Annotated in this window: 23 protein-coding genes; 4 read left to right on the forward strand and 19 right to left on the reverse strand. The window is 73.0% G+C overall.

Annotated elements, in window-relative coordinates; all coding sequences use genetic code 11:
* Positions 1-24: 24 nt before the first annotated feature.
* The gene (locus tag AB0N27_RS09850; RefSeq protein WP_364365842.1) at positions 25-1,149 is read left to right on the forward strand and encodes an AI-2E family transporter; all 1,125 of its coding nucleotides are present in this window, start codon (positions 25-27) and stop codon (positions 1,147-1,149) included.
* Here AB0N27_RS09850 and AB0N27_RS09855 read toward each other — a convergent pair.
* The 10 genes from AB0N27_RS09855 to AB0N27_RS09900 all read right to left on the reverse strand — a co-directional run bounded on the left by AB0N27_RS09855 (position 1,120) and on the right by AB0N27_RS09900 (position 14,467).
* The gene (locus tag AB0N27_RS09855; RefSeq protein WP_364365845.1) at positions 1,120-2,421 is read right to left on the reverse strand and encodes an NAD(P)/FAD-dependent oxidoreductase; all 1,302 of its coding nucleotides are present in this window, start codon (positions 2,419-2,421) and stop codon (positions 1,120-1,122) included. The two genes, AB0N27_RS09850 and AB0N27_RS09855, sit on opposite strands and share 30 nt — an antisense overlap.
* Before the next feature lie 35 nt (positions 2,422-2,456).
* The gene (locus AB0N27_RS09860) at positions 2,457-4,610 is read right to left on the reverse strand and encodes a glycogen debranching N-terminal domain-containing protein (protein ID WP_364365848.1); all 2,154 of its coding nucleotides are present in this window, start codon (positions 4,608-4,610) and stop codon (positions 2,457-2,459) included.
* Positions 4,611-4,668: 58 nt separating this feature from the next.
* Complete coding sequence (locus AB0N27_RS09865; RefSeq protein WP_364365851.1) at positions 4,669-5,001, reverse strand: CU044_2847 family protein; 333 nt, start codon at positions 4,999-5,001, stop codon at positions 4,669-4,671.
* Between the two features lie 13 nt (positions 5,002-5,014).
* A complete protein-coding gene (locus tag AB0N27_RS09870) occupies positions 5,015-6,358 on the reverse strand; it encodes an ABC transporter substrate-binding protein (protein WP_364365854.1) in 1,344 nt (447 codons plus the stop codon).
* Positions 6,355-7,452 carry a hypothetical protein gene (locus AB0N27_RS09875; RefSeq protein ID WP_364365857.1) on the reverse strand — a complete coding sequence of 366 codons (1,098 nt, stop codon included), beginning with the start codon at positions 7,450-7,452 and terminating at the stop codon, positions 6,355-6,357. The genes AB0N27_RS09870 and AB0N27_RS09875 overlap by 4 nt, the downstream gene beginning before the upstream one ends.
* A gap of 5 nt (positions 7,453-7,457) precedes the next feature.
* Positions 7,458-8,888 (reverse strand): VWA domain-containing protein, encoded by a 1,431-nt coding sequence (locus AB0N27_RS09880; protein WP_364365859.1) that lies wholly within the window; start codon positions 8,886-8,888, stop codon positions 7,458-7,460.
* A gap of 45 nt (positions 8,889-8,933) precedes the next feature.
* Complete coding sequence (locus AB0N27_RS09885) at positions 8,934-11,162, reverse strand: tetratricopeptide repeat protein (RefSeq protein WP_364365862.1); 2,229 nt, start codon at positions 11,160-11,162, stop codon at positions 8,934-8,936.
* Entirely contained in the window at positions 11,159-12,823 is a 1,665-nt protein-coding gene (locus AB0N27_RS09890; protein ID WP_364365865.1) for a serine protease, read from the reverse strand. Before AB0N27_RS09890 ends, AB0N27_RS09885 begins: the two co-directional genes overlap by 4 nt.
* A gap of 59 nt (positions 12,824-12,882) precedes the next feature.
* Positions 12,883-13,425: a GNAT family protein gene (locus AB0N27_RS09895; RefSeq protein WP_364365868.1), complete on the reverse strand. Its 543-nt coding sequence runs from the start codon at positions 13,423-13,425 to the stop codon at positions 12,883-12,885.
* Positions 13,426-13,486: 61 nt separating this feature from the next.
* A complete protein-coding gene (locus AB0N27_RS09900) occupies positions 13,487-14,467 on the reverse strand; it encodes a LacI family DNA-binding transcriptional regulator (RefSeq protein WP_364365871.1) in 981 nt (326 codons plus the stop codon).
* Between the two features lie 122 nt (positions 14,468-14,589).
* Between AB0N27_RS09900 and AB0N27_RS09905 the strand changes: the two genes are divergently transcribed.
* The gene (locus AB0N27_RS09905) at positions 14,590-15,150 is read left to right on the forward strand and encodes a CGNR zinc finger domain-containing protein (protein WP_364365874.1); all 561 of its coding nucleotides are present in this window, start codon (positions 14,590-14,592) and stop codon (positions 15,148-15,150) included.
* Here the strand turns inward: AB0N27_RS09905 and AB0N27_RS09910 are convergent.
* The 6 genes from AB0N27_RS09910 to AB0N27_RS09935 all read right to left on the reverse strand — a co-directional run bounded on the left by AB0N27_RS09910 (position 15,147) and on the right by AB0N27_RS09935 (position 19,460).
* Positions 15,147-15,866, reverse strand: coding sequence for a VOC family protein (locus AB0N27_RS09910; RefSeq protein ID WP_364365877.1), 720 nt, complete (start codon positions 15,864-15,866; stop codon positions 15,147-15,149). The two genes, AB0N27_RS09905 and AB0N27_RS09910, sit on opposite strands and share 4 nt — an antisense overlap.
* Positions 15,867-16,043: 177 nt before the next feature.
* Positions 16,044-16,337: a DUF6510 family protein gene (locus AB0N27_RS09915; protein ID WP_354823089.1), complete on the reverse strand. Its 294-nt coding sequence runs from the start codon at positions 16,335-16,337 to the stop codon at positions 16,044-16,046.
* 33 nt (positions 16,338-16,370) lie between these two features.
* On the reverse strand, positions 16,371-17,135 hold the full coding sequence (locus AB0N27_RS09920; RefSeq protein WP_364366187.1) for a ferredoxin reductase: 765 nt from the start codon (positions 17,133-17,135) through the stop codon (positions 16,371-16,373).
* A gap of 7 nt (positions 17,136-17,142) precedes the next feature.
* Positions 17,143-17,742 carry a sulfite oxidase-like oxidoreductase gene (locus tag AB0N27_RS09925; RefSeq protein ID WP_364365881.1) on the reverse strand — a complete coding sequence of 200 codons (600 nt, stop codon included), beginning with the start codon at positions 17,740-17,742 and terminating at the stop codon, positions 17,143-17,145.
* Positions 17,743-17,818: 76 nt separating this feature from the next.
* Positions 17,819-18,841: a TerC/Alx family metal homeostasis membrane protein gene (locus AB0N27_RS09930; RefSeq protein ID WP_364365883.1), complete on the reverse strand. Its 1,023-nt coding sequence runs from the start codon at positions 18,839-18,841 to the stop codon at positions 17,819-17,821.
* Positions 18,842-19,049: 208 nt separating this feature from the next.
* Positions 19,050-19,460, reverse strand: a complete 411-nt coding sequence (locus AB0N27_RS09935) for a DUF2267 domain-containing protein (protein ID WP_364365886.1) — start codon at positions 19,458-19,460, stop codon at positions 19,050-19,052.
* A gap of 153 nt (positions 19,461-19,613) precedes the next feature.
* Here AB0N27_RS09935 and AB0N27_RS09940 point away from each other — a divergent pair, with 153 nt between their 5' ends.
* A complete protein-coding gene (locus AB0N27_RS09940; protein ID WP_357994129.1) occupies positions 19,614-19,886 on the forward strand; it encodes a DUF2795 domain-containing protein in 273 nt (90 codons plus the stop codon).
* A 42-nt stretch (positions 19,887-19,928) separates the two neighbouring features.
* Positions 19,929-20,597 carry a DUF1345 domain-containing protein gene (locus tag AB0N27_RS09945; RefSeq protein ID WP_364365888.1) on the forward strand — a complete coding sequence of 223 codons (669 nt, stop codon included), beginning with the start codon at positions 19,929-19,931 and terminating at the stop codon, positions 20,595-20,597.
* A 206-nt stretch (positions 20,598-20,803) separates the two neighbouring features.
* On the opposite strand, the gene AB0N27_RS09950 is transcribed toward AB0N27_RS09945, so the two are convergent.
* From AB0N27_RS09950 to AB0N27_RS09960, 3 genes are read right to left on the reverse strand one after another with little or no spacing between them, the layout of a single operon-like run.
* A complete protein-coding gene (locus AB0N27_RS09950) occupies positions 20,804-21,472 on the reverse strand; it encodes a hypothetical protein (RefSeq protein WP_364365890.1) in 669 nt (222 codons plus the stop codon).
* A 40-nt stretch (positions 21,473-21,512) separates the two neighbouring features.
* Positions 21,513-22,484, reverse strand: a complete 972-nt coding sequence (locus tag AB0N27_RS09955; protein WP_364365892.1) for a pirin family protein — start codon at positions 22,482-22,484, stop codon at positions 21,513-21,515.
* A gap of 54 nt (positions 22,485-22,538) precedes the next feature.
* A complete protein-coding gene (locus AB0N27_RS09960) occupies positions 22,539-23,507 on the reverse strand; it encodes a hypothetical protein (protein WP_364365894.1) in 969 nt (322 codons plus the stop codon).
* Between the last annotated feature and the right edge of the window lie 307 nt (positions 23,508-23,814).

Here is a 23,814-nt window from a genome sequence, read left to right on the forward strand (position 1 = left end):
GCGTGCGCGGGGAAGGCCCGGCGGGTGAGCGACGCCGACGTACGGGTGACCGCCCGCCGGACCCTGATCGTGATCGGTCTGGTGCTGGCGACGGCGTTCGCGCTGGCCTTCGTGTACGCGACCCGCCGGGTGCTGGTGTGGGTCGTGGTGGCGGCCTTCTTCGCCGTCGCGCTCAAGCCCCTCGTCGACCGGGTGCAACGCCGACTCGTGCGGCGCCGGGCGCTCGCCACGCTGCTGGTGTTCCTCGCCGCGCTCGTTGTCGTGTCCGCCGTGGCCACTGTCATCCTGGTGCCGCTCGTGGACGAGTTGGGCCGGTTCGCCGACCGGGCTCCCGAGCTGCTGCGCGACGCCCGCGCCGGCCGGGGACCGCTGGGGCAACTGCTGGAGCGCACCGGTGCCCGCCGGTACGCCTCCGCGCACTCCGACCAGTTGCGCGACCTCGGCACCCGGCTGCGCCAACCCGCGGTCGGGGTGCTGCGCGGCATCGTGGAGACGGTCGCCGGGCTGGTCACCGTCGTCGTGCTGGCGTACCTCATGGTGTTGGAATCGCCGCGGATCACCGGCGGCGTGCTCGCGGCGGCCGGGGACGGTGAGGGCGAGCGGCTGCGTCGGGTGGGGCGCGCCGTGTCGCGGACCGTGACCGGCTACCTCACCGGCAACCTGCTGATCAGCGTGATCTGCGGCGGGTTGACCTACCTGGTGCTGGCCCTCACCGGCGTGCCGTTCGCCGCGGTGATCGCCCTGCTGGTGGCGGTGGCCGACCTGATCCCGCTGGTCGGCGCCACCCTCGGCGCGGTGATCGCGGCCGGCGCCGGGTTCCTGCACTCCCCCACCGCCGGCGTGGTCGTGCTTGTCTTCTTCGTGGTCTACCAACAGGTCGAGAACCACCTTCTCCAGCCGCTCATCCTGTCCCGCGCGGTCCGGCTCAACCCGCTGACCGTGCTGGTCAGCGTGCTGCTCGCGGCGGAGCTGGCCGGCCTGCTCGGCGCGTTGCTGGCCATCCCCGCAGCCGGCATCGCGCAGACCCTGCTGCGCGAGTACGGGCCGACCCGGCTGCGCCGGACCGCACCCCGTCCAGCCGTCCCGGAAGGACCGGACCGCCCGGGCCGCCCGGACCGCTCAGCGGCCCCGGGCCGCGACCTCGGGTGACGTGCTCTCCAACGGGACCGCGTTCGCCGGTACCAGGCCCAACTGGACCGCCGACCGGGTCAACGCGGCGTCCAGCACCCAGTCGGCGCCCACACGTGTGCGGTTTCCCGGCATCGCCATCAGGTGGTACGCCCGGGTCACCGCCTTGGCGGGTAACCCGGCCAGGTTGACGTGCAGCGGGTTCGCCGCCGCGTCCTTGCCGCCCAGGTCGACGACCCAACCCAGGTCGTGGTGCTTGTACGGCTTGCGCCTCCCGAAACCGTACGACGCGGCGATGTTGTGCGCGGCGAGCTTGCCCTGCCGCTGCGCGTGCTGGGCCGTCATCCCGCAGACCTGACCGGGGTTGGTGAGGTCCGGCACCGCGGCCGCGTCGCCGCAGGCGAACACCTCCGGGTAGCCGGGGACGTTGAGGAACTCGTCGGTGACCAACCGGCCCCGGTCGGTACGCAGACCCAGCTCGTTGACGAACGGGTCGGGACGCACCCCGACACACCAGACGAGGGTGCAGGTCGGCACGTACTCGCCGTCGGTGAGCTTCACCCCGTCGCAGGTCGCCTCCGCCACCGAGGTCCCCATCCGGACGTCCACGCCCCGCCGGTTGAGCACCTTGTGCGAGGTCTCCGACATCCGCCTGTCCAGCTCCGGCAGCACCCGGGGGGCGACGTCGAGCAGCATCCAGCGGGGGCGCACGGTCAGTCGGGGCCGCTGGGCGTGCAGCGCGTCGGTGAACAACTGCCCGTGCGCGGCGACCTCGGTGCCCGTGTAGCCCGCGCCGACCACCACGAACGTCGACCGGGCCAACTGCTCGGCCGGGTCCTCGGCCTGCTCGGCCAGCTCGACCTGCCGGACGATGTGGTCGTGCAGGTAGACCGCCTCGGGCAGCCCCCGGAAGCCGTGCGCGTACTCGGTGACCCCGGGGATGGGCAGCAGCTTGTTAACACTGCCCACGGCGAGCACCAGCCGGTCGTACGCCAGCCGGTTCTTCTCCCCCTCCGGCTGCGTGAAGCCCACCCACCGGTTCTGCAGGTCGACGTGGTCCGCCTCGCCGATCACCACCCGTACGCCCTTGAGCGTCCCGGTCAGGGGCACGGCGATCCGCCGGGGCTCGACCACCCCGGCGGCCACCTCCGGCAGCAGCGGCAGGTACAGGAAGTAGTCGGTGGAGTTCAGCACCACGATCTCGGCCCGGTCCCGGGCGATCCGGCTCAACGTCTTCGCCGCGTGGTAACCGGCGAACCCGGCCCCCACGATCACCACACGAGGTTTCGTCATTGCGGGCCGTTTCCCGTCGAGGCCCCGGACAAACGTCAGCTCGCCTGGAGGCGTACGTGGCCGCGGCGGCCCACCGCCTCCACCGCCCACTCTTCGCCGAACGCGCGCACCCGGTCGGCGGTGATCCGGCCGAGTTCCTCTGGGATGTCCGGGTCGAGCACCAGCCGCCCGTCGACCGGGTTGACGCCGAGCATGGCGCGGACCAGGGCGAGCGGGGTGCCCGCCGCCCACGCCTGCGGGCTACAGGCGGTGGGGAACGGCACGGCGAACAGCAACCGTTCCCGGTCGAACCCGCTGAGCGCCTCCGGCAGCCGGTGGCCGAACTGTTCAGCCGCCTCCAGCATCGCCAGGCTGATCCGGTTCGACTCCGTCCGGTAGCCGTAGCGGGCCAGACCGAGCGCGGCTATCGAGTTGTCGTGCGGCCAGACCGTGCCCAGGTGGTAGCCGAGGGCGTTGTAGAGCCGCTCCTCCCGGGACAGCGTGCGGATGCCCCAACCGGAGAACATGTCGGGCGACATGAGCTGGCGCACCACCGCGTCGGCCCGCTCCGGCGGCACGATCCCGCTCCACAGCAGGTGGCCCATGTTCGACGTCTTGGCGTCGACCCGGTTCTTGTCGCCGTCCAGCGCGACAGCGTAGTAGCCGCCCCGCCCGTCGATCCAGAAGTCACGGTTGAACCGCTCATGCAGGGCGGCGGCCTCGTCGCGCAGGCGGCGCGCCAAGGTGGAATCGCCCAACGGCCCGTCGAACAACTCGGCCAGTCGCAGTTTGGCGTCGTAGGTGTACCCCTGGAGGTCACAGGTGGCCAGCGGCAGCACGGGGATCCTGCCGTCGGCGAAGCAGACCCCGTCCGGGGAGTCCCGCCAACACTGGTTGCCCAGGCCCTCCGGCGAGCGGGTGGCGTACTCGACGTAGCCGTCGCCGTCCCGGTCGCCGTACTCGTCGATCCACCGCAACGCGGCGAGCGCGTTGCCCCGCAGGTGCTTGACGGTCTCGTCGTCGCCCGTCCAGCGCCAGTACTCGGAGAGCAGGATCAGCCAGAGCTGGGTGGCGTCGGCGCTGCCGTAGTTCGGCCCGTACGGCTTCTCGCCACTGCGGGTCAGCTCGCCACTGCGTACCTCGTGCAGGATCTTGCCGGGCTCCTCGTCGGTGAAGTCGTCGCACGTCTCGCCCTGAAGGCGGGCCAGGGCCAGCAGCGCGCCCTTCGCCAGCGCGGGCCCCGCGACGAGCGTCTGGTACGCGGTGATCAACGTGTCCCGCCCGAAGACTGTGAGGAACCAGGGCAGTCCCGCACCGGGCAGCAGAATCCGCTGGCCCTTGACCTCCAGGTCGAGCCGCAGCGCCGCCAGGTCGTCGCGGGACTGGCGTACGGTGCGCTCCAACGCCTGGTTGTCGCTGCGCAGGACGGCCCGGTCCTCGGTCCACCGACGCAACGGATCGTCGGCCCGGCCGTGAAAGACGTCGGCGATGTCACCCCGGACCGGCTCCACCACCCCCAAGCCGGGCGGCAGCGGCACGCGCAGGTCGACCTGCCACTCCTCGCGGGGGCCCAGCTCCAGCTCCCAGACCAGCTCGTCGCCCTCGACGCGGTCCGCGGGCGTCGCGCAGCACACCCGGGTCTCGGCGGAGAAGTCGCCGCGCCGATAGGAGAAGTGCAGCTCAGACCCGTCGGCGGCGTGCTTCCGAGTGATCTCGGCGGAGCGGTCCCTGACCACCGACTTGACCTCGAACAGGTCCGCGAAGTCGACGTCGACGGCCAGACGCAGCTCCACCCGGACCGGCTCCAGCCGGAACGAGACCAACCCCACCCGCTCGTGGAAGCCGTCGCCGACGTACCGCAGCCGACGCAGACCCAGACTGTTCGGCGGCAGTCCGGGCAGCTCAGGGTTGGTGAGCACGTACTGCGCGGAGTAGTGGTCGACGGTCTCGGCGCGCAGCACCAGCAACTCGCCGCCGTTGACGGTCAGGCTCCAACCGCTGATCAGACGGGTGTCCAGGTGGACCAGCCCGCCGATGCTGCCCGGCGGCACGTCCCCGCACGCGTTCGAATACATGAACGTCGGGCCGCTGAGCACCGCGAGGGAGTCGGGGCCCAGCTCCGGCGGTATGGCGCGCTGATCACCCCCGTCCCGGTCGGCGACGAACAGGCCGGGGGTGGGATCGGCAGGGGTCGCACGCACGGCAGCCATGAACCCACCGTAGGAGGATGACTCCGGAGCGTCATCACCCGGTCCGGGTGAAGCCCGTTCAGGAACCCTTGGCGTCCGGTGGACGCTGCCACCGCACCGTAACCGTCAGCTGGCCCTGAACGCCGGTCCGGGCGATGACCGCGCCGGCCTCGGCGGTCAACTGCACCCCGAAAGAAATCTCGACCTCGTCGGGTCGGTGCGCCATCGACTGAAACTGACCCAGGGCGACGGAGGCGGCGTCGCGGACCTCGGTGAGCGCCCGGTCGAACGTTTCGCGTGCCTCCCGGACGACCTTGCCGGCGGCGCCGGCGTGCGTCACACCGGGCCGGCCGTCGACCTCCACCACCACCGAGCCGCCACCGTCGAGGTCGAACCTGCGCAGTTCGGTCATCGTGTCATCCCTGTCAGTCGGTCGAGGGCGCTGCGGGTTCGCAGCCCAGATCCATGTACTCAGTCGGAGGCACCGAGCGTCGGACGGCGTCGAGTTCGGCCAGCAGCGCGTCCAGGCGGCCCGGGTCCTGGAGATAGACCAGGACTGCCCGCTCGAAGGCGGTGGCCATCGCCGTCGGCAGCAGATCCGATCCGTCCCGGCACAGCGTCCCGGTGCCCAGCCGGCCCGCGACCCTGGCGGCGACCGGGTCGGCGTCGTCGCCCGCCTGCGCGCGCCGGCTGAAGAACAACCCGTCGCTGGACTCCCGCCAGATCCGCTGCGCCGGCTCGGACGCCAGGTACGCCATGAGATCCCGGGCGGGCCCGGTGTCCCGGAACATGGCCGCGATGTCGTCGGACACCTCCTGCAGCGACGACGTGTCCGACGGACCGACCGGCGGCGTCGGGAAGAAGTCGACCCGGCCACCCCCGTCGGGCATCGCGTCGCGGTAGGTACGCAGCACGAACGAGGCCTGGTGGTCGAGGTAGCACGCCGGCGGCGCGGTGAGCAGGCCGCTGCCCGCGTCCGCCCACGTGGTGAAGAGACTCGCCCGCGCCGTCCCCGGTGACGACGACACGCCCAGCAGGTCACCCCACGCCGCCCAGGCGTCGCGCACCGGCCCCGTACGCCAGGACAGCTCACCCCGGGTCCACCGCTCGTACGCCTCCTGCCCCGACTGGTGCAGCAGGATGTCCTCGATCCAGTCGGTGCCCGGCCAGCCGGACACCGGCGGTGAACTCATCCCCAGGCACCACGGCACCCGGCCCCCGGCCGCCACCTTCCGACTCTGGGTGACCAGCTCGGCCCAGGTCACCGGCGGCTGCCGGTAGCCCGCAGCGGTCAGCGCACCCGGCTCGTACCAGAAGATGCTCTTGAGATGGGTGGCGACGGCGACCGCGTAGGCCCGTTGCGGGCCGACCGGTTCGGTCTTGCGGGCGAGACGGATCACCTGCGCGGCGGCGCCCGCGTCGCCCTCGACGATCTCGTCGAGCGGACGCAGCTGGTCCTCGTTGACGTAGCGCTGCACGTCGTTGAGGCGGGGCAGGACGGCGATGTCGGGCGGGCGGCCACGCTCGATGCCGGCCTGGAGCACCTGGCTGACGTCGCGGTGACCCTGGTAGTCGACGTGGATGCCGCTCTCGGCTTCGAAGCCGCGCAGGACGGCGTCGAAGGCGGCCCGCTCCGCGCCGGTCCACGAGGCGAGGACTGTCACCTCGCCGGCCGGCCCGTCGCCGGAGCACCCACTCAGGCCGGTGCCGGCCAGCAGCACGGTGACCAGCGCCAGCGCCGTCCACATGCGGCGTCTGCGATGTCTCATGTCGACCGGTATCCGTATTCGGCCAGGCGGGGCTGGAACCCCGCGAGAATGAGCACCCCGATGCCGAGCGCCAGCAGGGGCAGGACGAACTCGACGGAGTTGCTGTCCGCGGCGCGGGCGGCGTGGGTCAGTGTGGTCTGCGCGGCGCGCGGCGGCGCGGGGGCCGCCGACGCGGACGGCGGCTGGGGCGCGGCGCTGGCGCGCAGACCCGCCACCGTACGGTCGCACCCGTCCGGGCACTGCCTGCGCACCTCCTCGGCGAGCCCGTCGGCGGCCTCCCGACGCACCTGGAGGAGCTGCCCCTGCCGGCTCTCCTGCACCGCCGCCACGTCGCGGCGGACCTGGTCGAGGTCCGCCGCCGAGCGCAGGCTCAGCGAGGTGAGCGCGACCATCCCCAGCGTCGCCACGCTGGCCAGCAGGAGAGGCACGTTCACCGCCCGGCGGAAGCGGCGCGACAGGTAGATCTGCGTCGGCACCAGCAACGCGCCGAGGACGAGGAGCGGCACCAGCCACACGGCCGGGGTCAGCCGGTGCGTCCAGCCGTTGTCCCGCTGCTCGTCCAGGACCGACACCTGCTTGGCCAGCAGGTCGTCGAGCAGACTCAGGATGTCGTCCATGAGGCTCGCCGCGTCCCGCAGCCACGCGGCGCCGCCGGCCGGCAGGCTGGCGTCGCGGTAGCTGGCGTCGGCCCGCCCGATCAGACCTGTGTACGTGACAAGCAGCGCCTCGACCGTCTGGATGTCGCGGGTGCCGTCGTCCCCGGCGGCGTTGTTCTCGGCCACCAGGGTCAGGTACTGCCCGGCGCCGGCGATCTGGCGTTGGTAGTCCACCCCCGGGCCGCCGAGGAGCAGCCCACCGTCGGTCAGGTTGCGTACCGCCGCCGCGTGCGCGCTGCGCAGCGCGTGCTGCGCGTCGTGGACGGCGAGGATCGCCGGCACCGACCCCTCGGCCGCCGCGTCGGCGGTGCGGGCCACACCGAGGAACACCGCCAGGCAGGCGGCCAGGGCGACGGCCGTGGCCGCGAGCAGCGCCGCCCGCAGCCGCAGCAGGGTACGACGGGTGGTGCTGACCCGCCGCTGTCCGAGAGGGCTCACGACTGTCACGTCACCTTCTCGCCGTCCCGGCCCGGGTCGTCCAGGACTGCGTCGCACTGCTCGCAGTACACCGCGTCCGGCGGCGACAGGTGGCCACACGCGGCGCACAGCCGGTCCTCACCCACCGGTGCCACCGGGACCGGCTCGGGTGTGCCCGTCGCGTGCACGGTCTGGCTGGAGAACAGCAGGCTGACGTTGACGTCGACCCTGCTCAGGTTGGGTTTGAGCCGGACCAGACCGTCGGGCTCCAGGTCCACCAGGTACCGCAGCTGCTCCAGCGCCTTCTCGTCGTGGGCCAGCCGGGCCAGTTCCACCGCCCGCGTCCACTGGGCGTGCGCCTCGACCCGGTCCCCCCGGTCGTACGCGTCGCAGCCCGCGTTGATGGCCTGACGCACCTCCTCCTGCCCGGTCACGTGGGAGACACGGGGATCGAGGCGGGACGACTTGACCAGGTCGTCGGTCCAGTGCACGAGGACGGGGGCGGGGCCGGCCCGGACCTCCCCCTCGACGAGCAGGGTGACCCGGGCTGCCATCTGATCCTCCTCCAGGTGCGCCGCCGAGGGGTCGACGGTGAGACAGAGGTGGTAGTCCCGCCGCTCCGCACCCCAGGAACCGGTGGCGACCTCGACCGTCCGGCCGTCGACCGTGTCGGCGTACCCGGTGAGGTCGGTGAGGGTGGGGCTGGCCTGTTTGACGAAAACAACAGTCGAGTACGGCATGGTCTGCACCCGGATCCGCAGGTCGGGCAGCAGCTTGCCCAGCGCGGCGTCGATGGTCGCCCGGAACCCCGCCTCCAGCTCGGCCGGGCGGCGCACCGCCTCGGCGGTGCCGCGCAGCACGCCGGCGATCCGCAACAGGTCCCGGGGATGCCACCCGTCGCCGATGCCCCTGGCGTCGCAGACGAACCGGCCGGCGCACGTGTCGAGCACCCGCTCCAGCTCCTGCGGTGTCTCGTGCTGGTTGATGCCGTCGGTCAGCAGCAGCACGTGGCAGATCGCCGACGGGTCGTCCGGCAACAGGTCCCGGGCGGCGGCCAGCCAACTGCCCATCGCCGTGCCACCTCCCGGGCTGAGCCGGGACACCGCCGCCCGGGCCTGCGCCCTGGTCTCCGCCGACGCGGTCATCAGCCTGGACTCCGAGGGGAAGACCATCCGGGCCCGCTCGGTCCCCTCGACCACCGCGAACCGGACGCCGTCGGGCAGCACGTCGATGGCGGCGGCGGTGGCCCGCCGCGCCGCCGCGATCTTCGTCGGCGGGTTCGCCATCGAGCCGGAGCAGTCGATCACCAGCACCTCGACGAGCCGGCGCGGGTCCGCCCGGGCCGGCCCGACCGCCTCCGCACCCGACGACTCCCCGACCACCGAGAGGATGGCGTGCATCTCGCGGCCGTTCGCCGGCAGGTACTTGTTCTGGCTGACCTGAAGACTGAACTCCATGCCGGCGTCCACCGATTCACGCTCCGTTCCGGGTCGTCGTCTCGGTCACCATCGGGTGCGGGGCCGGACCGCGTTCGCCCGGTCGATGAGCACGTCGTGGTCGTCGGGGCGGTGCGCCTGCTGCCCCAACGCCCGGTACGAGCGCTCCAGCAGGACGCGTACCGCGCGTTCGGTAGGCGGCTCGCCCAGCACCGGGCTCGCGGCCAGCGCACCGGCGGCGCCCGAGCGCAGCAACTCCAACGCCGTCTCCCGGATCGCCGTGGTCAGTCGGTCCCGGGACTCGCCCTGCCGTTCCCCGCCGTCCAGGTGCAGCGTCGCCAGCCGCCCGACGGCCTGCTCCAGCTCGGCCGCGGTGGGCGGCCCACCGGCCAGCCGGGAGGACAGCACGCGCACCGCTGCGACCCCTGCCGCGTCGTGGTGTCGGGACAGCGGCGGGACCTCGTCGAGGATGGCGACAGCCCCGACGCGGTCGGTCGCCGCGAGCCGCAGCCGCGCCAACCCGAACGCGGCACTGGCCTGGAACGGGTCGCGCCGCCACACCGCCGCGTAGAAGCGGGAGGCCAGCACGGCGTCGCCGGCCCGCTCCGCGCAGTAGCCCAGCCCGAGTTTCGGGGCGATCTCACCAGGGATGTCGCCGTACACCGCGTCGAACTGCCGCCGCGCCTCGGCGATCCGGTCGTCGGTGAGCGCCAGCAGCGCCTGGTGCCAGGCGATCCGCCAGTCCGCCTCGGCCCGCTCGCCGAGGATCATCCCCGCCTCGGCCAACGCCTCGGCCGCCGACCGGCGGTCGTCCAACGCCAGGTACGCCCGGCAGCGACCGAGTTCGACCTCCACCGACACCCGGCCCACCGTGGCGAGTTTGGCGAGCAGGCTGCGGGCGTCCGGTGCGCCGACGGCGGCGAGGTCGTCGGCGGCCGGATCATCCGGGTCGGGCCGGGGCGTGGGCAGGCCGAGGGCCACCACGTGGGCGGCGGGACGGCCGTCGTCGAGCAGCGTGGTGTCGGGGCCGTCGACCCAGGTGTGCAACGGCGGCACCAACCCGAGGCCGGCGTCGAGCAGTTGCGCGGACGGCTGGAACAGCGACACCGGCTCGGGTTGCCGCCGGTCCGGCTGGCCGGCCAGGATCTCGCGCAGCACCCCGAGCAGCTGCTCCGACATCTCGGCCGCCGAGGCGAACCGCCTGTCCCACTGCGGGTGCACGGCCCGGGCGACGAGCCGGCGGAACGACTCGACGCCGAGCGCGTCGGCCGCCGCCCCCGGGGTGTCCGGTCCGGGCGTACGGTGCTCGAACAGCTCCGCAAGCGTGCGGCCGAGCGCGAACAGGTCGGAGCGGGGTGTGGCGCCCCGTGCCCGGAGTTCCTCGATGCTGACCAGGAAGTCGGCGGACCCGACGAGGTTGTCGTACGTGCCGTCGCTGCGGCGGACCCCACCCAGGTCGATCACCTTGAGGCGGTCGGCCGTGCGCATCACGTTGTCGGGCTTCATGTCGGTGTAGAGCAGCCCGCGCCGGTGCAGGTAGTCCAGTGCGGCGAGGATCTCGTGGCCGTACGCGAGGATGTGGTCCAGTGGGAGCGCGACGTCGGGCTGCCGGGGGTCCCCCGCGGCCACCAGCAGCCGGCGCAGCGACATGCCGTCGAGATAGTCCATCACGATGTAGCCGGTCGGCCCGGCGACCGGGTCGTCGTGGGTGGCGAAGTCGGTGCTGCGCACGATGTTCGGGTGGTCAAGCGTGTTGAGGAACTGCCGCTCCTGGATGGCGGCGGCGAGGGCTGCCTCGTCGTTGGCGTGCAGCACCCCCTTCAGCGCGACCTCCAGATTGTCCTGGTGGGTGTCGCGGGCCAGGTAGACCCACCCCTGGCCGCCGCGCGCCAGGCAGCGGACCACCTCGTAGCGGTCGGCGACGAGGTCACCGGGGCCCAGGCTGGGCAGGAAGCTGAACGGTGTCCGGCAGCGCGGGCAGAAGCCCCTGTCCAGACCGGGCCGGCCGCCCCGGCTGCGACCGACCGGGTGCCGACCCGGGCCGGGGCAGAAACGGGCCTCCTCCGGCACCCGTGGCGGTCGCGTCGCGTCCCCGTCCGTCGAGAAGGCCAGCACCGGCAGGGAGACCAGGCTGGCGACGGTCCAGTTGTCCCGGGTGCTCGCCAGGGGGATCACCGCCGACGCCGTGGCCCCGCCCGGGCCGGCGGCGGGCAGCGGCGCCAGGCCACAGACGTCGCAGTAGCCGGTGTCGTCGACGGTGCCGGTGCAGCCCGGCGTCCGGGTGCACGACGTCACGACACACCCCCTGCGCTGCGGACCCCGACCCCGTGCCGGACGGCGTCGGCGTACCGGTGCACGGCCGCGGCGGCGGCCGTCAGGTCGCAGGCCCCGCCGGTGAGCTGCTCGTACGCCCGGCGGTAGAGCGGGCTCAACGCGGCGTCCTCGTCGAGGCCGTGGTCGACGGCCATGGCGAGGAAACCGTCGAGGCGGCCGCGCAGCTCGGACCAGTCAGCCTCCATCGCGACGAGCCGTCGCCGGACCGCCTCGGCCTCGCGTACCGCGCGGTCGATGGCGCGTTCGGTAGACGCAAGCCGGTCGGCACGCGCCGACGGGTCGGCCATCGCGCGCAGCGCGGTCAGGCGAATGCGGAGCCTGGTCGAGCGCGACGGCACCGGCGGCGGGTCGGCGACAAGCGGGGCCACCGCGCGGTACGCCCTCTCGGCGGCGGCCTCGGTGGCCGCGAGGGTGGCGACGCGGCGCGCGAGCAGGGCGAGGCGCAACCCGAGGGCCTCGCCCCGGAAGGTCAGCAGCACCCGCAGGTCCCGGGTGGCGGCCTGGTCGACAAGGGGCATCACGACGTCGGAGAGCAGCGTCTCGGGATCGCCGGCCTCGTCGATGTTGTCGATGATGGACGATCGTGGCGGCAGCGCGGCGGCGTGTCCGCCGGCGGTGTCGTCGGCCGCGCCGGTCCACTCGGCGATCCGCTGGGACACCGCCTCGGTCGCTCGGCCCGTGACGTCGACCGCCAGGTCGATGCTGCCCACCGGAGGCACGTCGGCGCGGTCGTCCGCGACTGTGGGCGCTGCGGTGGGGCGCAGCTCCCGGCTGGAGCGCACCGCGGCCCTGCGTACCGCCGCCGCCGACGCGGACTCCGAGTGGACGGTGACCACGATCAGCACGTTGGCGTCGAGCTGCCGCGTGAACAGGTCGGTGATCTGCCGGGCGACCGCCGGGTCCACCGGGAGGTGGTTGGCCGCCAGGAAGCCCCGGTCGACCGACGGCGTACCGGGGACCAGGTCGCCGAGCCGGGGCAGGTGGTGCAGGATCGTCTCGACCGGGATCATCCAGGACAGGCCGCTGGCCGGGGAGGCGCCGGCGCCCACCGGAGGCGCGTCGTGGCTGTCCCGGTACGTGCTGACCACCATCCCGACGACCGTCCTGGTGATGTCGTCGACCACCGCGGCGCCACTGAAGCCGGGGCTGATCTGCGGGCCGGTGGTGGCCGCGTCCATCTGGACCCGTTCCCGTCGCGTGCCCGACGGGCCGGCGAGCCGCGCCCGCACGTACAGGCCCTGCTCCAGAGTGTCCGGAAAGCCGCGGACCACCACGTGCCGGTCCCACAGTCGCATCCGGCGCAGCGGCGCGTACGGGCCGGGCGACATCGGTCGCGACAACTCCAGCAGGGCGACGTCGCCGCCGCCCTCGTCGGTGGGTGGCACCCAGCAGCCCGGTAGCACACGCGCGGACATGTGCGGTGAACCGGGCTGGCCGACCAGGTCGATGCCGATCGGCCCGGTCGGCGCGGCGTGCGGGTCGTCCGACGCGCCGGCGACGACGTGGGCGCAGGTCAGGATCTGACGCTCGTCGATCAGCATGCCCGCGCCCAGCACCTCGCCCCGGGGGCCACGGATGCGGACGGGCCACGGCTCGCTGCCATGCTCGACCGTCACCGTCACCTGTCCGAGGGTAATCGAGCCACGAAACCCCGAGTGCCCCGACCGATCGACGGATGCCGTTACGTCGTGTCGCCGGCACCCCGGTCCGGCGCGGTGATGGCCCACCGCTCGTGGTCGCGCCACGCGCCGTCGACGAACAGGTAGTCCGGCGAGAAGCCCTCCAACCGGAAGCCGAGCTTGCGGGCCACCCGGCGGGACGGCTCGTTGCCGGGTTGGATGTTCGCCTCCAGCCGGTGCAGCCCGACGGCGGTGAACGCGTGGTCGATCACCAGCGCGATGCCCGCCGAGGCGTGCCCGGTGCCACTGTACGGCGCGAACGCCGCGTAGCCGAGGTAGCCGCCGCGCAGCGCCCCGAGCACGATTCCGCTGATGTTCACGTAGCCGGCGATCGCGCCGGTGGCCCGGTCGCAGATCAGGTAACCGGCGTTGTCCCGACGACGGACCTTGGCCAGGTAGCGGTCGTACTCCTCGGGGCTGCCCGGCGCGACAAGCCACGGGTGGTGCAGGCTCCGACTGCGCCGCGCGGCGGCGACGAACTCCTCGACGTCGGTGGGTCGGGGCCGCCGGATCGCGGCGGGACCACCGGTACGCAGGTATCTCACGGCCGACCACTCTGACCGACCTCACGGCCGTTGTGCAACCGGCCGGTGCGGGCGGCCCCGTTCAGATCGCCGGGCCGCCGGTGCTCTCCCGGGGGAGCACCGTGTGCGGCGCGACGACAGCGGCGACCGCCGTGTGGGGCTTGTCGATCCGGGCGGTGAGGCGGGCCACGGCCTCCCGGGCGAGAAAACCGGTGTCGACGGCGACCGTGCTCAGGCTGGGCCGCGAGTAGCGCCCCTCCTCGATGTCGCCGACGCCGATCACCGCGACGTCGGCGGGGACGCGCAGCCCCGCGTCGAAGGCGGCCCGCATCGCGCCGATCGCGAGCGGGTCGGAGAGGCAGAAGATCGCGTCCGGACGGTCCGGGCCGGCGAACAGGTCGCGTGCCGCGCGGTAGCCGTCGGCCCGGCGGCCGTGTCGGGCGGGCAGCAGGTGACCGGGCAGCGGCGTCAACCCGGCCGCGCGCAGCGCCCGGTGGTAGCCGGCCGTGCCGGACCGGGGCACACCGCCGGGCTCCGGGGGGTACGCGCCGATCGCGGCGATCCTCCTGCGGCCGGTGCGCAGCAGGTGGGCTGTGGCGTCCTCGGCGGCCCCGGCGACGTCGACGCTCACCTGGTCGCACGACCCGTCGGAACTCCCGCCCCCGATCAGCACGACGGGACGGCCGGTGGCGGTAAGCGCCCGGGGCGCACCGACAAGCACCCCGTCCACGGGCATCGGGCAGGTGGTGTCCGTGGACTCCTCGTCGTGCCCCCGCTCCACGACGAGCCGGTAGCCGCGTCGCCCGGCCGCGTCAACGACCTCGCGGGTGAGGTCGTCGGCGTACGGCAGGTCGGTGTCGGGCAGGACGAGGGCGAGGACGCCGACGCGCCCGGTGCGCAGGGTCCTGGCGAACGCGTTGGGCCGGTAGCCCAACTCGGCGACGGCGGCCTCGACGCGACGGCGGACGTCGGTGCTCACATGGGGGTAGCCGTTGACCACGTTGGAGACCGTCTTGACCGACACCCCGGCGAGCCGCGCCACGTCCCTGAGCGTGGAAGCCACGACCCGCCCTCCCCCGACAACGTCACACCAGCAAAACGGCTTCGCCGGTGTAGCTTCGACGGTCGCAGGCGATTTCAAACCTGTCAAGGCGGTACGGTGGTGTCACTGCGAGGGGGTGGCCGGTGGACGACGACGTCGCGGTGCCGGCTGCCGCCCGGCTGATCCGGGACTTCGTGAACACCTACGAACCGCAGATCGACGACGAGACGCTGACCGGCCCCGACCTGCTGCACGACTGGTTCGCCGAACGGCATCTGCTGCCGGTCGGCGTACACCTGGGGCCGGCCGACCTCGACGCGGCAGTGACGATCCGCGAGGGCCTGCGCGCGGTGCTGCTCGGCCACGCCGGCCACCGCGCCGACCCGAACGCGCTCGATCGCCTCAACCAGGCGCTGGCGGCGACGCCCGTCGCGCCGCGCTTCACCGCCGACGGCCACCGGCTGGTCGCCGTCGGCGACGCCCCACTGGACCAGGCGATCGCCGGCCTGGTCGACGCCATCGGTGAGTGCGCGGCGGACGGCTCCTGGCGGCGACTCAAGGTCTGTGCCCGCGACACGTGCCGGTGGGCGTACTACGACGCCTCCCGCAACCAGGCCCGCCGGTGGTGCTCGATGGCCGGCTGCGGCAACTACGTCAAGATGCGGCGGGCGTACGCCGTCCGCACGGGTCGCGCACCGTCCTAGGCGGAACTGGGTTGAGTCTGCACCCGGAACTCGGTGCCGTCCGGGTCGGCCAGCACCACCGCGCCGTCGTGGTCGTCACCGAGCCGGTCGGCACCGAGGGAGAGCAGCCGGTCGACCTCCGCCCGCGGGTCGTCGTCGGCGGCGAGGTCGAACGTCACCCGGTCCCGGCCCCCGTTCGGCATGTACGGCGGGCCACCCCAGGTGATCTTCGGACCGCCCAGCGGGGACTGGATCGCGGTCTCCTCGTCCTGGTCCCAGACGAGCGGCCACCCGAGAGCCCCGCTCCAGAAGTACCCGACAGCCCGTGAACCGTCACAGGACAGGTCACCGAGGAACCCGCAGCCGGCCAGGAACGTGTTGCCCGGGCCGAGGACGCAGAACTCGTTGCCCTCGGGGTCGGCGAGCACCACATGGTCCTCCTCGGGGAGCTGACCGATGTCGATGTGCCGTGCGCCCAGTTCCAGCGCCCTGGCGATCGTGTGCCGCTGGTGCTCCGGCGAGTCGCTCGTCAGTTCCAGGTGCGCCCGGTTCTGGACGACCTTCGGCTCCGGCATGAGGGGAAAGCGGAGCCGGAAACCGCTGTCGTCGTCCGGCAGCACCATGACGCCGTGGTGTGGGTCGTCGACCAGTTCCCGACCCAGCATCCCGGACCAGAACCGCCCGACAGCAAGGGGTTCGTTCGCGCCGAAACACACAGCGAAGAGGTGACTGGTCATGGCTGCGCTCAGCTCCGATCCGAGGACGGGAGGGCCGGCCGGCCCGGGAGTCGGAGCCTACGGACGAGCCCGCCGGCCCGCACCCGAGTATTCGGACGAGGACGAAGTCCCGCTCGCGGCCGGGACAGCGCGGGTGGTCGGGGTGAATCCGTCGCAGGTCAACGCGCTCAGCTCGGGTCAGAGCGGCCCGGGGCGGGTCTGCTCCATCGGCATGGGGACCTGGAGGAACGTGGTGCCGCGCATGTCCAGCCAGGCCCGGTCCGGCCCGCGGACCAGCCGTACCATCACCTCCTCGCAGGACGGGCAGCGCGCCACCAGGCCCGGGGCGTGCGAGTAGACGTGCAGGCTGGCCATCGAGCCGGTCATCCCGCAGTTCTCGCAGCGGCCCATCGCGGTGCTCAGGTCGACGGTGAACAGCTCACGCATCGGGCCGTCGAGCATGTTGCCGTCCAGGTACGACATCTCGGTCATCGGGTCTCCTTGAACCTGCCTCGGGCGGGACGGTCAACCGGTGGGGCCGAAGCGTTCGGTCTTGACCTGCCTGGACGGATGGCCCAGGCCCACCATCAGGTCCGCCACGGTCTCCACGAACGCCGTCGGCCCGCACACGTAGGTGAGCGGTTGCAGGTCCGGCGGCCAGCCGTGCGTGTTCACGTCGGCGAGCCCGATCCGGTGCGGCTCGCCGCGCCATCCCTCGGGCGCCTCGCGTGTGTACACGTACGCCACATCCAGGCCGAAGTCGTCGCGGACCCGGCGGCGCAGCTCGTCGGCGTAGATGACGTCGGTGGGCGTGCGCACCGAGTAGATCAGCCGGAACGGCACCCTGCTGCCGGTCGCCCGGCGCGCGCGGATCATCGCCATCAGCGGCACGATGCCGGAGCCGCCGGCGACCAGCTGCACCGGCGCGGTCTCCTCCGGCCGCCAGATGAACCAGCCGCCGAGCGGTCCGCGGACCTCCACCGGGTCACCCTCGCCGAAGACATCGATCAGGTACGGGGACACCTCGCCGTCGTGCACCCGCTGGATGGTCACCTCGATCCGCGGCCCGCCCGGGCCGTCCACCACCGGCCCGGCGATCGAGTACGACCGGGCCGCCTGGTAGCCGTCCGGGGCGGTCAACCGCAGGTCGACGTGCTGCCCGGGCAGGTGCCCCGACCAGTCCGGCACCTCCAGCACCAGCGTCTGCGCGGTAGGTGTCTCCACCCGCCGCTCCACCAGCCGGCCGACCTGCCAGCGGATCGGCGTGCGGGCCGGGGTGCCCGTCGCCACGGCGCGCTCAGTCACCCTGGTACCGCTGCTCGCGCCACGGGTCGCCGTAGTCGTGGTAGCCGGCGGTCTCCCAGAAACCCGGCTCGTCCATCGTCTTGAGCCGGATGCCGCGCACCCACTTGGCGGACTTCCAGAAGTACAGGTGCGGTACCAGCAGACGCGCCGGGCCGCCGTGCTCGGCGGGCAGCGGCGCGCCGTCGAACGTGTGCACCACCCAGGCCCGCCCGCCGCGCAGGTCGTCCAGCGGCAGGTTCGTCGTGTACCCGCCGTACGAGTGCGCGAGGGCGAAGTGCGCGCCGGTGTCCACCCCGTCGAGAAGCGTGTCCAGGGAGACGCCCTGCCAGGTGGTGCCGAGCTTGGACCAGTGGGTGACGCAGTGGATGTCGACTGTCGGCGTCTCCTGCGGAAGCGCCATCAGCTCCTGCCACGACCACCGGAACTCGTTGCCGTTCTCGGCGGTGATGACGAACTCCCAGGTGTCCAGGGACACCCGGGGTGTGGGGCCGGCCGACAGCACCGGAAAGTCCTCGGTCAGGTACTGACCGGGTGGCAGGGCCGGCTCCTGCGATCGGGGCCGACCCTGAAAGCCCGGTGACACGATTCCCATTGCACAGTCGTACCATCCGCGCCGCCCGGGGCGGGAGCTTTCCCGCGTACCCCCTCGCCGCCCCGGCGCGGCGCGGTCAGTGCCGTTCGGTGACGACCTCGCGCTCCCCGGGTACGCCGTCGCGGGTGGCGCGCAGGCTGGTGAGCGTGACCACCACCAGCACACCGATGATCACGCCCAGCGAGGCCAGGGTGGGGATCTGCGGGACGCTCTCCCAGATCCCGTGTGCCCAGTGCAGGCCGAGCTTGAGGCCGATGAACGCCAGGATGATCGCCAGGCCGTAGCTGAGGTGCACCAGCCGGCTCAGCGCCGCGTGCAGGACGAAGTAGAGCGCCCGCAGGCCGAGCAGGGCGAACGCGTTGGTGGCGAAGACCAGGTACGGGTCCTCGGTGATGCCGTAGACCGCCGGCACCGAGTCGACGGCGAAGACGATGTCGGTGGCCAGCACCGCGACCACCACCAGGGCGAACGGGGTGAGCGCCCGCTTCGCGCCCTGCCGGACGGTCATCCTGGTGCCGTGGTACTCGTCGACCACCGGCATGATCCTGCGCAGCAGCTTCACCGAGCGCATCTTGTTGATGTCGACTTCCTGCTGGTGCCCGGACAGGGCGTCACGCAGCAGCTTCACCGCTGTGGCGATGAGGATGATCGCGAAGAGCAGGAACGCGAAGTCGAGGGTCTGCAACGCCGCCGCGCCGAGGGCGATGAAGACCGCCCGCAGCACCAACGCGCCGGCGATGCCGTAGAGCAGCACCCGCTGGGCGAGCACGGCCGGCACCGCGAACGCGGCAAGCAGCAGCATGAAGACGAAGAGGTTGTCGACCGAGAGCGACTTCTCCACCAGGTAGCCGGTCAGGTACTCCACGCCCTGCTGGGAGCCGTAGCGGGCCCAGATCCAGCCGCCGAACGCCAGCGGCAGGGCTATGTAGAACGCCGACCAGCCGAGCGCCTCCCGCATCGACACCTCGTGCGGGCGGCGCGTGACAAGGAAGTCCAGCACCAACAGGAGCAGCACACCGGCGATGGTCACCGCCCACAGGGTGGGGGTGCCCACCGACGACAGCTCACTGGCGGCAGACAGGTACGACACTTCGGTCATGGGGCCTCCTCGAACACCGTGTCATGTTCGAGGTCTCCTTCACCCACCATCTGGTGGACAACCACCCGAGGCGCGCCGGGCGCGCCGTACTGACCGGAATGATTCGTGGGAAGTACTCCCCTCGCACGCACAAGGTTAGGCCAGGCTGATTCGCCCCGCCAAGCGGGACAGCGATGGTTGCCCTGGTAAACCGCTGTGTATTTCGTGATCAGGCGCGGCGCAGCGTCGCGCCGGGGGCCATCGCCTGCTCCACCAGACCCCGGTAGTCACGGGGCAGCTGGGTGGCCACGTCGTCGAACTCACCGCCCGTGATCGCCTCGCGCAACGTCGTGAAGACCGCCCGTACGGCGTCCCGGGCGGCGGGCTCCTGCACATCGGCCCGCAACGCGACCCGCGCCACGAACTCTGCCGCGCCGAACCGGTCCGCCTGCTCGGTGCTCGGGCTCGGCTTGAGCACCAGTTGCAGCGGCTGCGGCAGTTGCGCCGCCAGGTCCAGCACCTCGCCGCCGGTCAGCCGCTCACCGAACGTCTCCAGCACCGCCCGGGTCAGCTCGACCGCCCGCTCGGACGACGTCGACGTGCGCTGGGAAACCTGGTCGATGAAGGTGTCGTAGTTCATCCGTACTCCTCGGGTCGCGTCGGCGCCTGCGGGTACCCGCGGCGGCGGGGTGGAAACGGCGCCGGATTTCCCGCCGGGGCGGGCGTGACGCGACGGCGGGCGGGTAACCGCCGCCGGTCGTGACCACATCGATGCCACGAGGGAGCCGCTGCCATGGCGAGCTACGCCGACGTCCTGCAGTACCTGTCGAGCCTGGACTACCCGGCCGAGAAGGACGACGTCGTCCGCGAGGCCGAACGCGAGGGCGCCCCGCCGGACGTCCTGAAGGCGTTGCGCGCCCTGCCGCCCGTGGACTACGCCAACGGCACCGAGGTGGCCCGGTCAGCGGGCATCGAGGCGGCCCCCGAGGTCGGCCCGTCGCAGCGGGCCGCGCAGGCCCGGGACAAGACGCACAACCGGGTCTCACAGCACCTGCGCGGCATCTGACCCGGCGGTGACGGCCCCAACCCTGGCACGCGGGGCACCCGGATGACCCGCACCGGCCCGCTGTCGCGCCCGCCGGACGGACACACCCCGGCCGCCGCGCAGCTCGCCCTGGTGGGGGTCGTCGGCATCGTCGTGGGCGCCGGCCTCGCGCTGGTGCTACCGCCGTCGCTCGCCCCGCTCGCCGGGTGGGACGCGGCCGCGCTGAGCTGGCTGGTGCTGGTGTGGTTCAAGATCTGGCCACTGGACGCGGGCCGTACGGCCGCGCTCGCCGTGCACGAGGACCCCAACCGGGCCATCCGCGACGTGCTGCTGCTCGTCGCCTGCTCGGCCAGCCTGCTGGCCGTGGGGCTGGTCGTGGCAAGCGCCCACGCGGCGCCCCCCGGCCCCGCCCGGGACCTGTACGGCGGACTGGGTGTGCTCAGCGTGCTGCTGTCCTGGTTGGTGGTGCACACGGTGTTCGCCGCCCGGTACGCCCGGATCTACTACACGGGCCCGGACGGCGGGGTGAACTTCAACCAGCACGAACCGCCGCGCTACTCCGACTTCGCGTACGTCGCGTTCACCATCGGGACCACGTTCCAGGTGTCCGACACGAACCTGACGAGCAACGAGATGCGGCGTACCGTCCTGCGGCACTCGATGCTGTCGTACCTGTTCGGCGCGTTCATCATCGCCGTCACGGTGAACCTGCTGGCGGGCCTGGCCCGCTGATCGCCGGGGCAGGCGGGCGCCCCCGGGTCACGAACCGCGACCGGGGGCGCCAAACCTGCCCAGGCGGTGCGCCGCGCCCGAACCGGATCGCGGCGACCAGGCGGTGGAGGCCCGCCCGAACCGAGCGGCCAGCACTGCCGGGTACAACCATACGACAGAACATCCTCCGTACGGTCAGTTTTTGCGGAACTGTGGGCCAGCGCACGTCACGGCCGGCCGGTCAGCTCCCCGTACCGGTGCTCCAGATCCACCCGGGCCAGCGCCCCCACCAGCCACGCCAGGCGCTCCGACTCGCCGCTGGCCAGGCCCGCCAGATCGTCGGCGGAACGACCCAGCCCGAGCCGCCGCGCCGCGGCCAGTGCCCGCCGGTCGGCCACCGGTGCGACCTCCCGCCACAGCGCCTGCGCCTCCCGCAGGAACAGGTCGACGACCTGGTCGTCGACGCCGGGCAGGTCGGCGAGCAACGCCCGCTCCCGGGCCGGATCGTGGTGCGCCACCGACCGCAGCCGGCGCAGATCGCCCCGATACCGCTCGACGACCGCACGTGCCAGATCACCCAGGACGGCGGCCAGCGCGTCCACGTCGCCACGCTGACCGCTGTCGCGCAGCACCCGCACCCGGTCCTCGTGCAGCGAACGGGCCAGCCGGGCGGCGCTGTCCCAGCCCGCGTCGCGCAACGCCCGCGCACCGTCCAACGCCCGCCGGAAGTCACCCCGCCGGGCCAGCAGCACCGCCAGATAGAGCACCTGGAACAGGCTCGCCGGGTTGTTCGTGACCCGGAAGCCGTACTCCTCGGCGAAGCCCCGCCCGCTGTCGGCGAGCCGGCGGGCCAGTCGTTTCCGGTCCTCGACGGGAGTGATCAGAGTGGTCGGCATGCCGGCGACTACCCGCGCGGCAGCCTGCCACACGCCCCGCTCAGCCGTGCAGACCGCCGCTGCGGTCACGGGCCTTGAGGCGGGTGGTGGGCAGAGCCGGGGCCGGCAGCGGCGGCGCCGGATCGTCGGCGACCACCCCGAACCGCCGGCCCGCCATCCAGTCCTCCCGGGCGGCGGCCACCTCCTCGTGCGAGCGGCCCACGAAGTTCCACCACATCACCAGGGGCTCGTCGAACGGGGTGCCGCCCAACAGCAGCAGCCGTGCCCCCGCCCCACCGCGCACGGTCACCTCCCGCCGACCCGACCCGAGGTAGAGCAGCGCCCCCGGCTCGAACCCCACCCCCGCGGCCTCCGCCGACCCGGACATCGCCAACAGCGCGTACTCGAAGTCGGGCCGCAACGACAGCGTGGTCGGCGCGGTGCCGCCCAGCTCCAGCTGCGCGCCCATCAGCGGGGTGTGCACGACCGCAGGTGACCGTTCGCCGGCCAGTTCCCCGACCAGCAACGTGACGTCCAGCTCGCCGTCGCGCCAGCGCGGCAGGTCCGCGTGGTGGGCGAAGGCCGCCGCGCCCGCCCGCGCCGGATCCGGCAGCGCCACCCACAGCTGCACGCCGTGCATCACCGGCGGATGGACAGCCGGCGACCGCTCGGAGTGGGCGATGCCCTGCCCCGACGTCATCACGTTCAACTGACCGGGCCGGATCGCCTGCACGCTGCCGAGGCTGTCCCGGTGGATGATCTCGCCGTCGAGCAGCCACGTCACCGTCTGCAGGCCGGTGTGCGGATGCGGCGGCACTTCCATGCCGGGCCGCTGCGCCACGTCGTCCGGGCCGAAGTGGTCGACGAAACACCACGCCCCGACCATGCGGCGGGGACGCTGCGGCAACAGCCGGCGCACCGTCGTGTAGCGCCCGAGCGGCACGTCGTGGCCCGGCAGCAGCACGCTGCCCGGATCGGCGTCGGCAACGCCTGGTGGTCGGGTCTGCGCCAGCATCGATTCGGTACGCTCCACCGCCCGACTGTACGCGCACGCCCACCCGCGGCAGCGGCGCTTCCCGTCGCCGGATCAGCCTCCGCCGGTGTCCACGGTCACGCTGTTCGCCCCCGCCACCAGGTCGAGGTAGAGCCGGTCGGTCGACCGGTCCCAGCCGGGCGCGCCCAGCAGCGAACCCGCGCCCACACCGTTCCACCGTTCGTCGCCCACCACCACCGAACCCGCGCCCGCGCCGACCCGCACCCGGACCGGAGGCGTACCCGGCACCCGCACGTCCAGCTGACTCGTACCGCCGGTCAGCCGTACGACCACCGTGCCGTCGATCACCGGCAGCAGGACCTCGGTACGGCTCGACCCGCCGGCCAGTTCCACACCCAGCAGCCGGGCCCGCGTCAGGTCCACCACCTGCCCGCTCACCCCGCCGGTCAGCTGGAGACGCCACGCGACCCGCTCGTTGAGCAGCACCCGCACCGCCCTCACCCCCGACGCGCCGGTGCCCGCCAGGCCGAGGCGTACGGTCTCGCCCCGCACCTCCGGTCGCGCCGCGACGCCCTCACTGCTGATCCGGTAGAGGTCGTCGCCCAGCTCCGCCACCCGCAGGTCGAACGACGACACCCCGTCCACGAGCTCGAAGGTGGCCCGCTGCCGCCCGGCGAGCGACGCGGTCATCGTCTGCTCGGCGGCCCGCGCGGCACCCGAACCGTCGGGGCGGTTGCCGTCGGGGCGGTTGCCGTCGGGGGCGCCCGTGTAGGCCTGACCGAGGCGGTGCGGGTCGGCGATGATGACTGCCACCGCCGCAGCGCCGAGGATCAGCACGATCGCGGCAGCGGCCGCCAGCAGGCGCGCGCCCACCGACAAGCGGCCCAGTGCCGCAACGGGTCCCGGCTCGGCGGCCAACTGCCGCTCCGGGCGCTGTCCTGGTCCGCGCTCCCCTTCGCGCCCCGGCTGGTGCGCCGCCTGGTGCTCCGGTCGTACTGTTCCGCGCTCGGGTTGCTGCGCTGCCTCGTGCCCGTCCTCAATGCCGTCACCCACTGCGGCCATGCCTCGTCCCTCCACCGGTCCCCGCCGGAAGTTACGTACCCGCGCGCCGACCGGATCACTCCGCGCCTGCCACGCCGCTCCGCCACGTCGTCCGGAGCGAATCTTGGACAGTTTCCGTTCACGGCTGACGGGACCTGTCCACGATCTCGGCTGGACATGCCGATGGCCGGCACCCCGTGTGTGGGGGTGCCGGCCATTCGGTCGGGTCGTGCGGTGGGTCAGCTGTTCCAGTGCTGGGCCACGAGGTCGGTGGCCTGCTGCTCCCACTGGGCGTAGGCGTCCGGGTAGGCCGAGACCTGCACGGTCT

The sequence above is a fragment of the Micromonospora sp. NPDC093244 genome (assembly GCF_040683695.1).
In the GTDB taxonomy this organism is placed as follows: domain Bacteria; phylum Actinomycetota; class Actinomycetes; order Mycobacteriales; family Micromonosporaceae; genus Micromonospora.

What these genes read in the sequence shown, in the direction of transcription:
- AB0N27_RS09865 (WP_364365851.1), bottom strand. Translation starts at nt 5,001, where the DNA reads ATGACCGAACTGCGCAGGTTCGACCTCGACGGTGGCGGCTCGGTGGTG.
- AB0N27_RS09940 (WP_357994129.1), top strand. Translation starts at nt 19,614, where the DNA reads ATGGCGAGCTACGCCGACGTCCTGCAGTACCTGTCGAGCCTGGACTAC.
- AB0N27_RS09930 (WP_364365883.1), bottom strand. Translation starts at nt 18,841, where the DNA reads ATGACCGAAGTGTCGTACCTGTCTGCCGCCAGTGAGCTGTCGTCGGTG.
- AB0N27_RS09870 (WP_364365854.1), bottom strand. Translation starts at nt 6,358, where the DNA reads ATGAGACATCGCAGACGCCGCATGTGGACGGCGCTGGCGCTGGTCACC.
- AB0N27_RS09910 (WP_364365877.1), bottom strand. Translation starts at nt 15,866, where the DNA reads ATGACCAGTCACCTCTTCGCTGTGTGTTTCGGCGCGAACGAACCCCTT.
- AB0N27_RS09925 (WP_364365881.1), bottom strand. Translation starts at nt 17,742, where the DNA reads ATGGGAATCGTGTCACCGGGCTTTCAGGGTCGGCCCCGATCGCAGGAG.
- AB0N27_RS09880 (WP_364365859.1), bottom strand. Translation starts at nt 8,888, where the DNA reads ATGGAGTTCAGTCTTCAGGTCAGCCAGAACAAGTACCTGCCGGCGAAC.
- AB0N27_RS09855 (WP_364365845.1), bottom strand. Translation starts at nt 2,421, where the DNA reads ATGACGAAACCTCGTGTGGTGATCGTGGGGGCCGGGTTCGCCGGTTAC.
- AB0N27_RS09935 (WP_364365886.1), bottom strand. Translation starts at nt 19,460, where the DNA reads ATGAACTACGACACCTTCATCGACCAGGTTTCCCAGCGCACGTCGACG.
- AB0N27_RS09860 (WP_364365848.1), bottom strand. Translation starts at nt 4,610, where the DNA reads ATGGCTGCCGTGCGTGCGACCCCTGCCGATCCCACCCCCGGCCTGTTC.
- AB0N27_RS09945 (WP_364365888.1), top strand. Translation starts at nt 19,929, where the DNA reads ATGACCCGCACCGGCCCGCTGTCGCGCCCGCCGGACGGACACACCCCG.
- AB0N27_RS09960 (WP_364365894.1), bottom strand. Translation starts at nt 23,507, where the DNA reads ATGGCCGCAGTGGGTGACGGCATTGAGGACGGGCACGAGGCAGCGCAG.
- AB0N27_RS09950 (WP_364365890.1), bottom strand. Translation starts at nt 21,472, where the DNA reads ATGCCGACCACTCTGATCACTCCCGTCGAGGACCGGAAACGACTGGCC.
- AB0N27_RS09915 (WP_354823089.1), bottom strand. Translation starts at nt 16,337, where the DNA reads ATGACCGAGATGTCGTACCTGGACGGCAACATGCTCGACGGCCCGATG.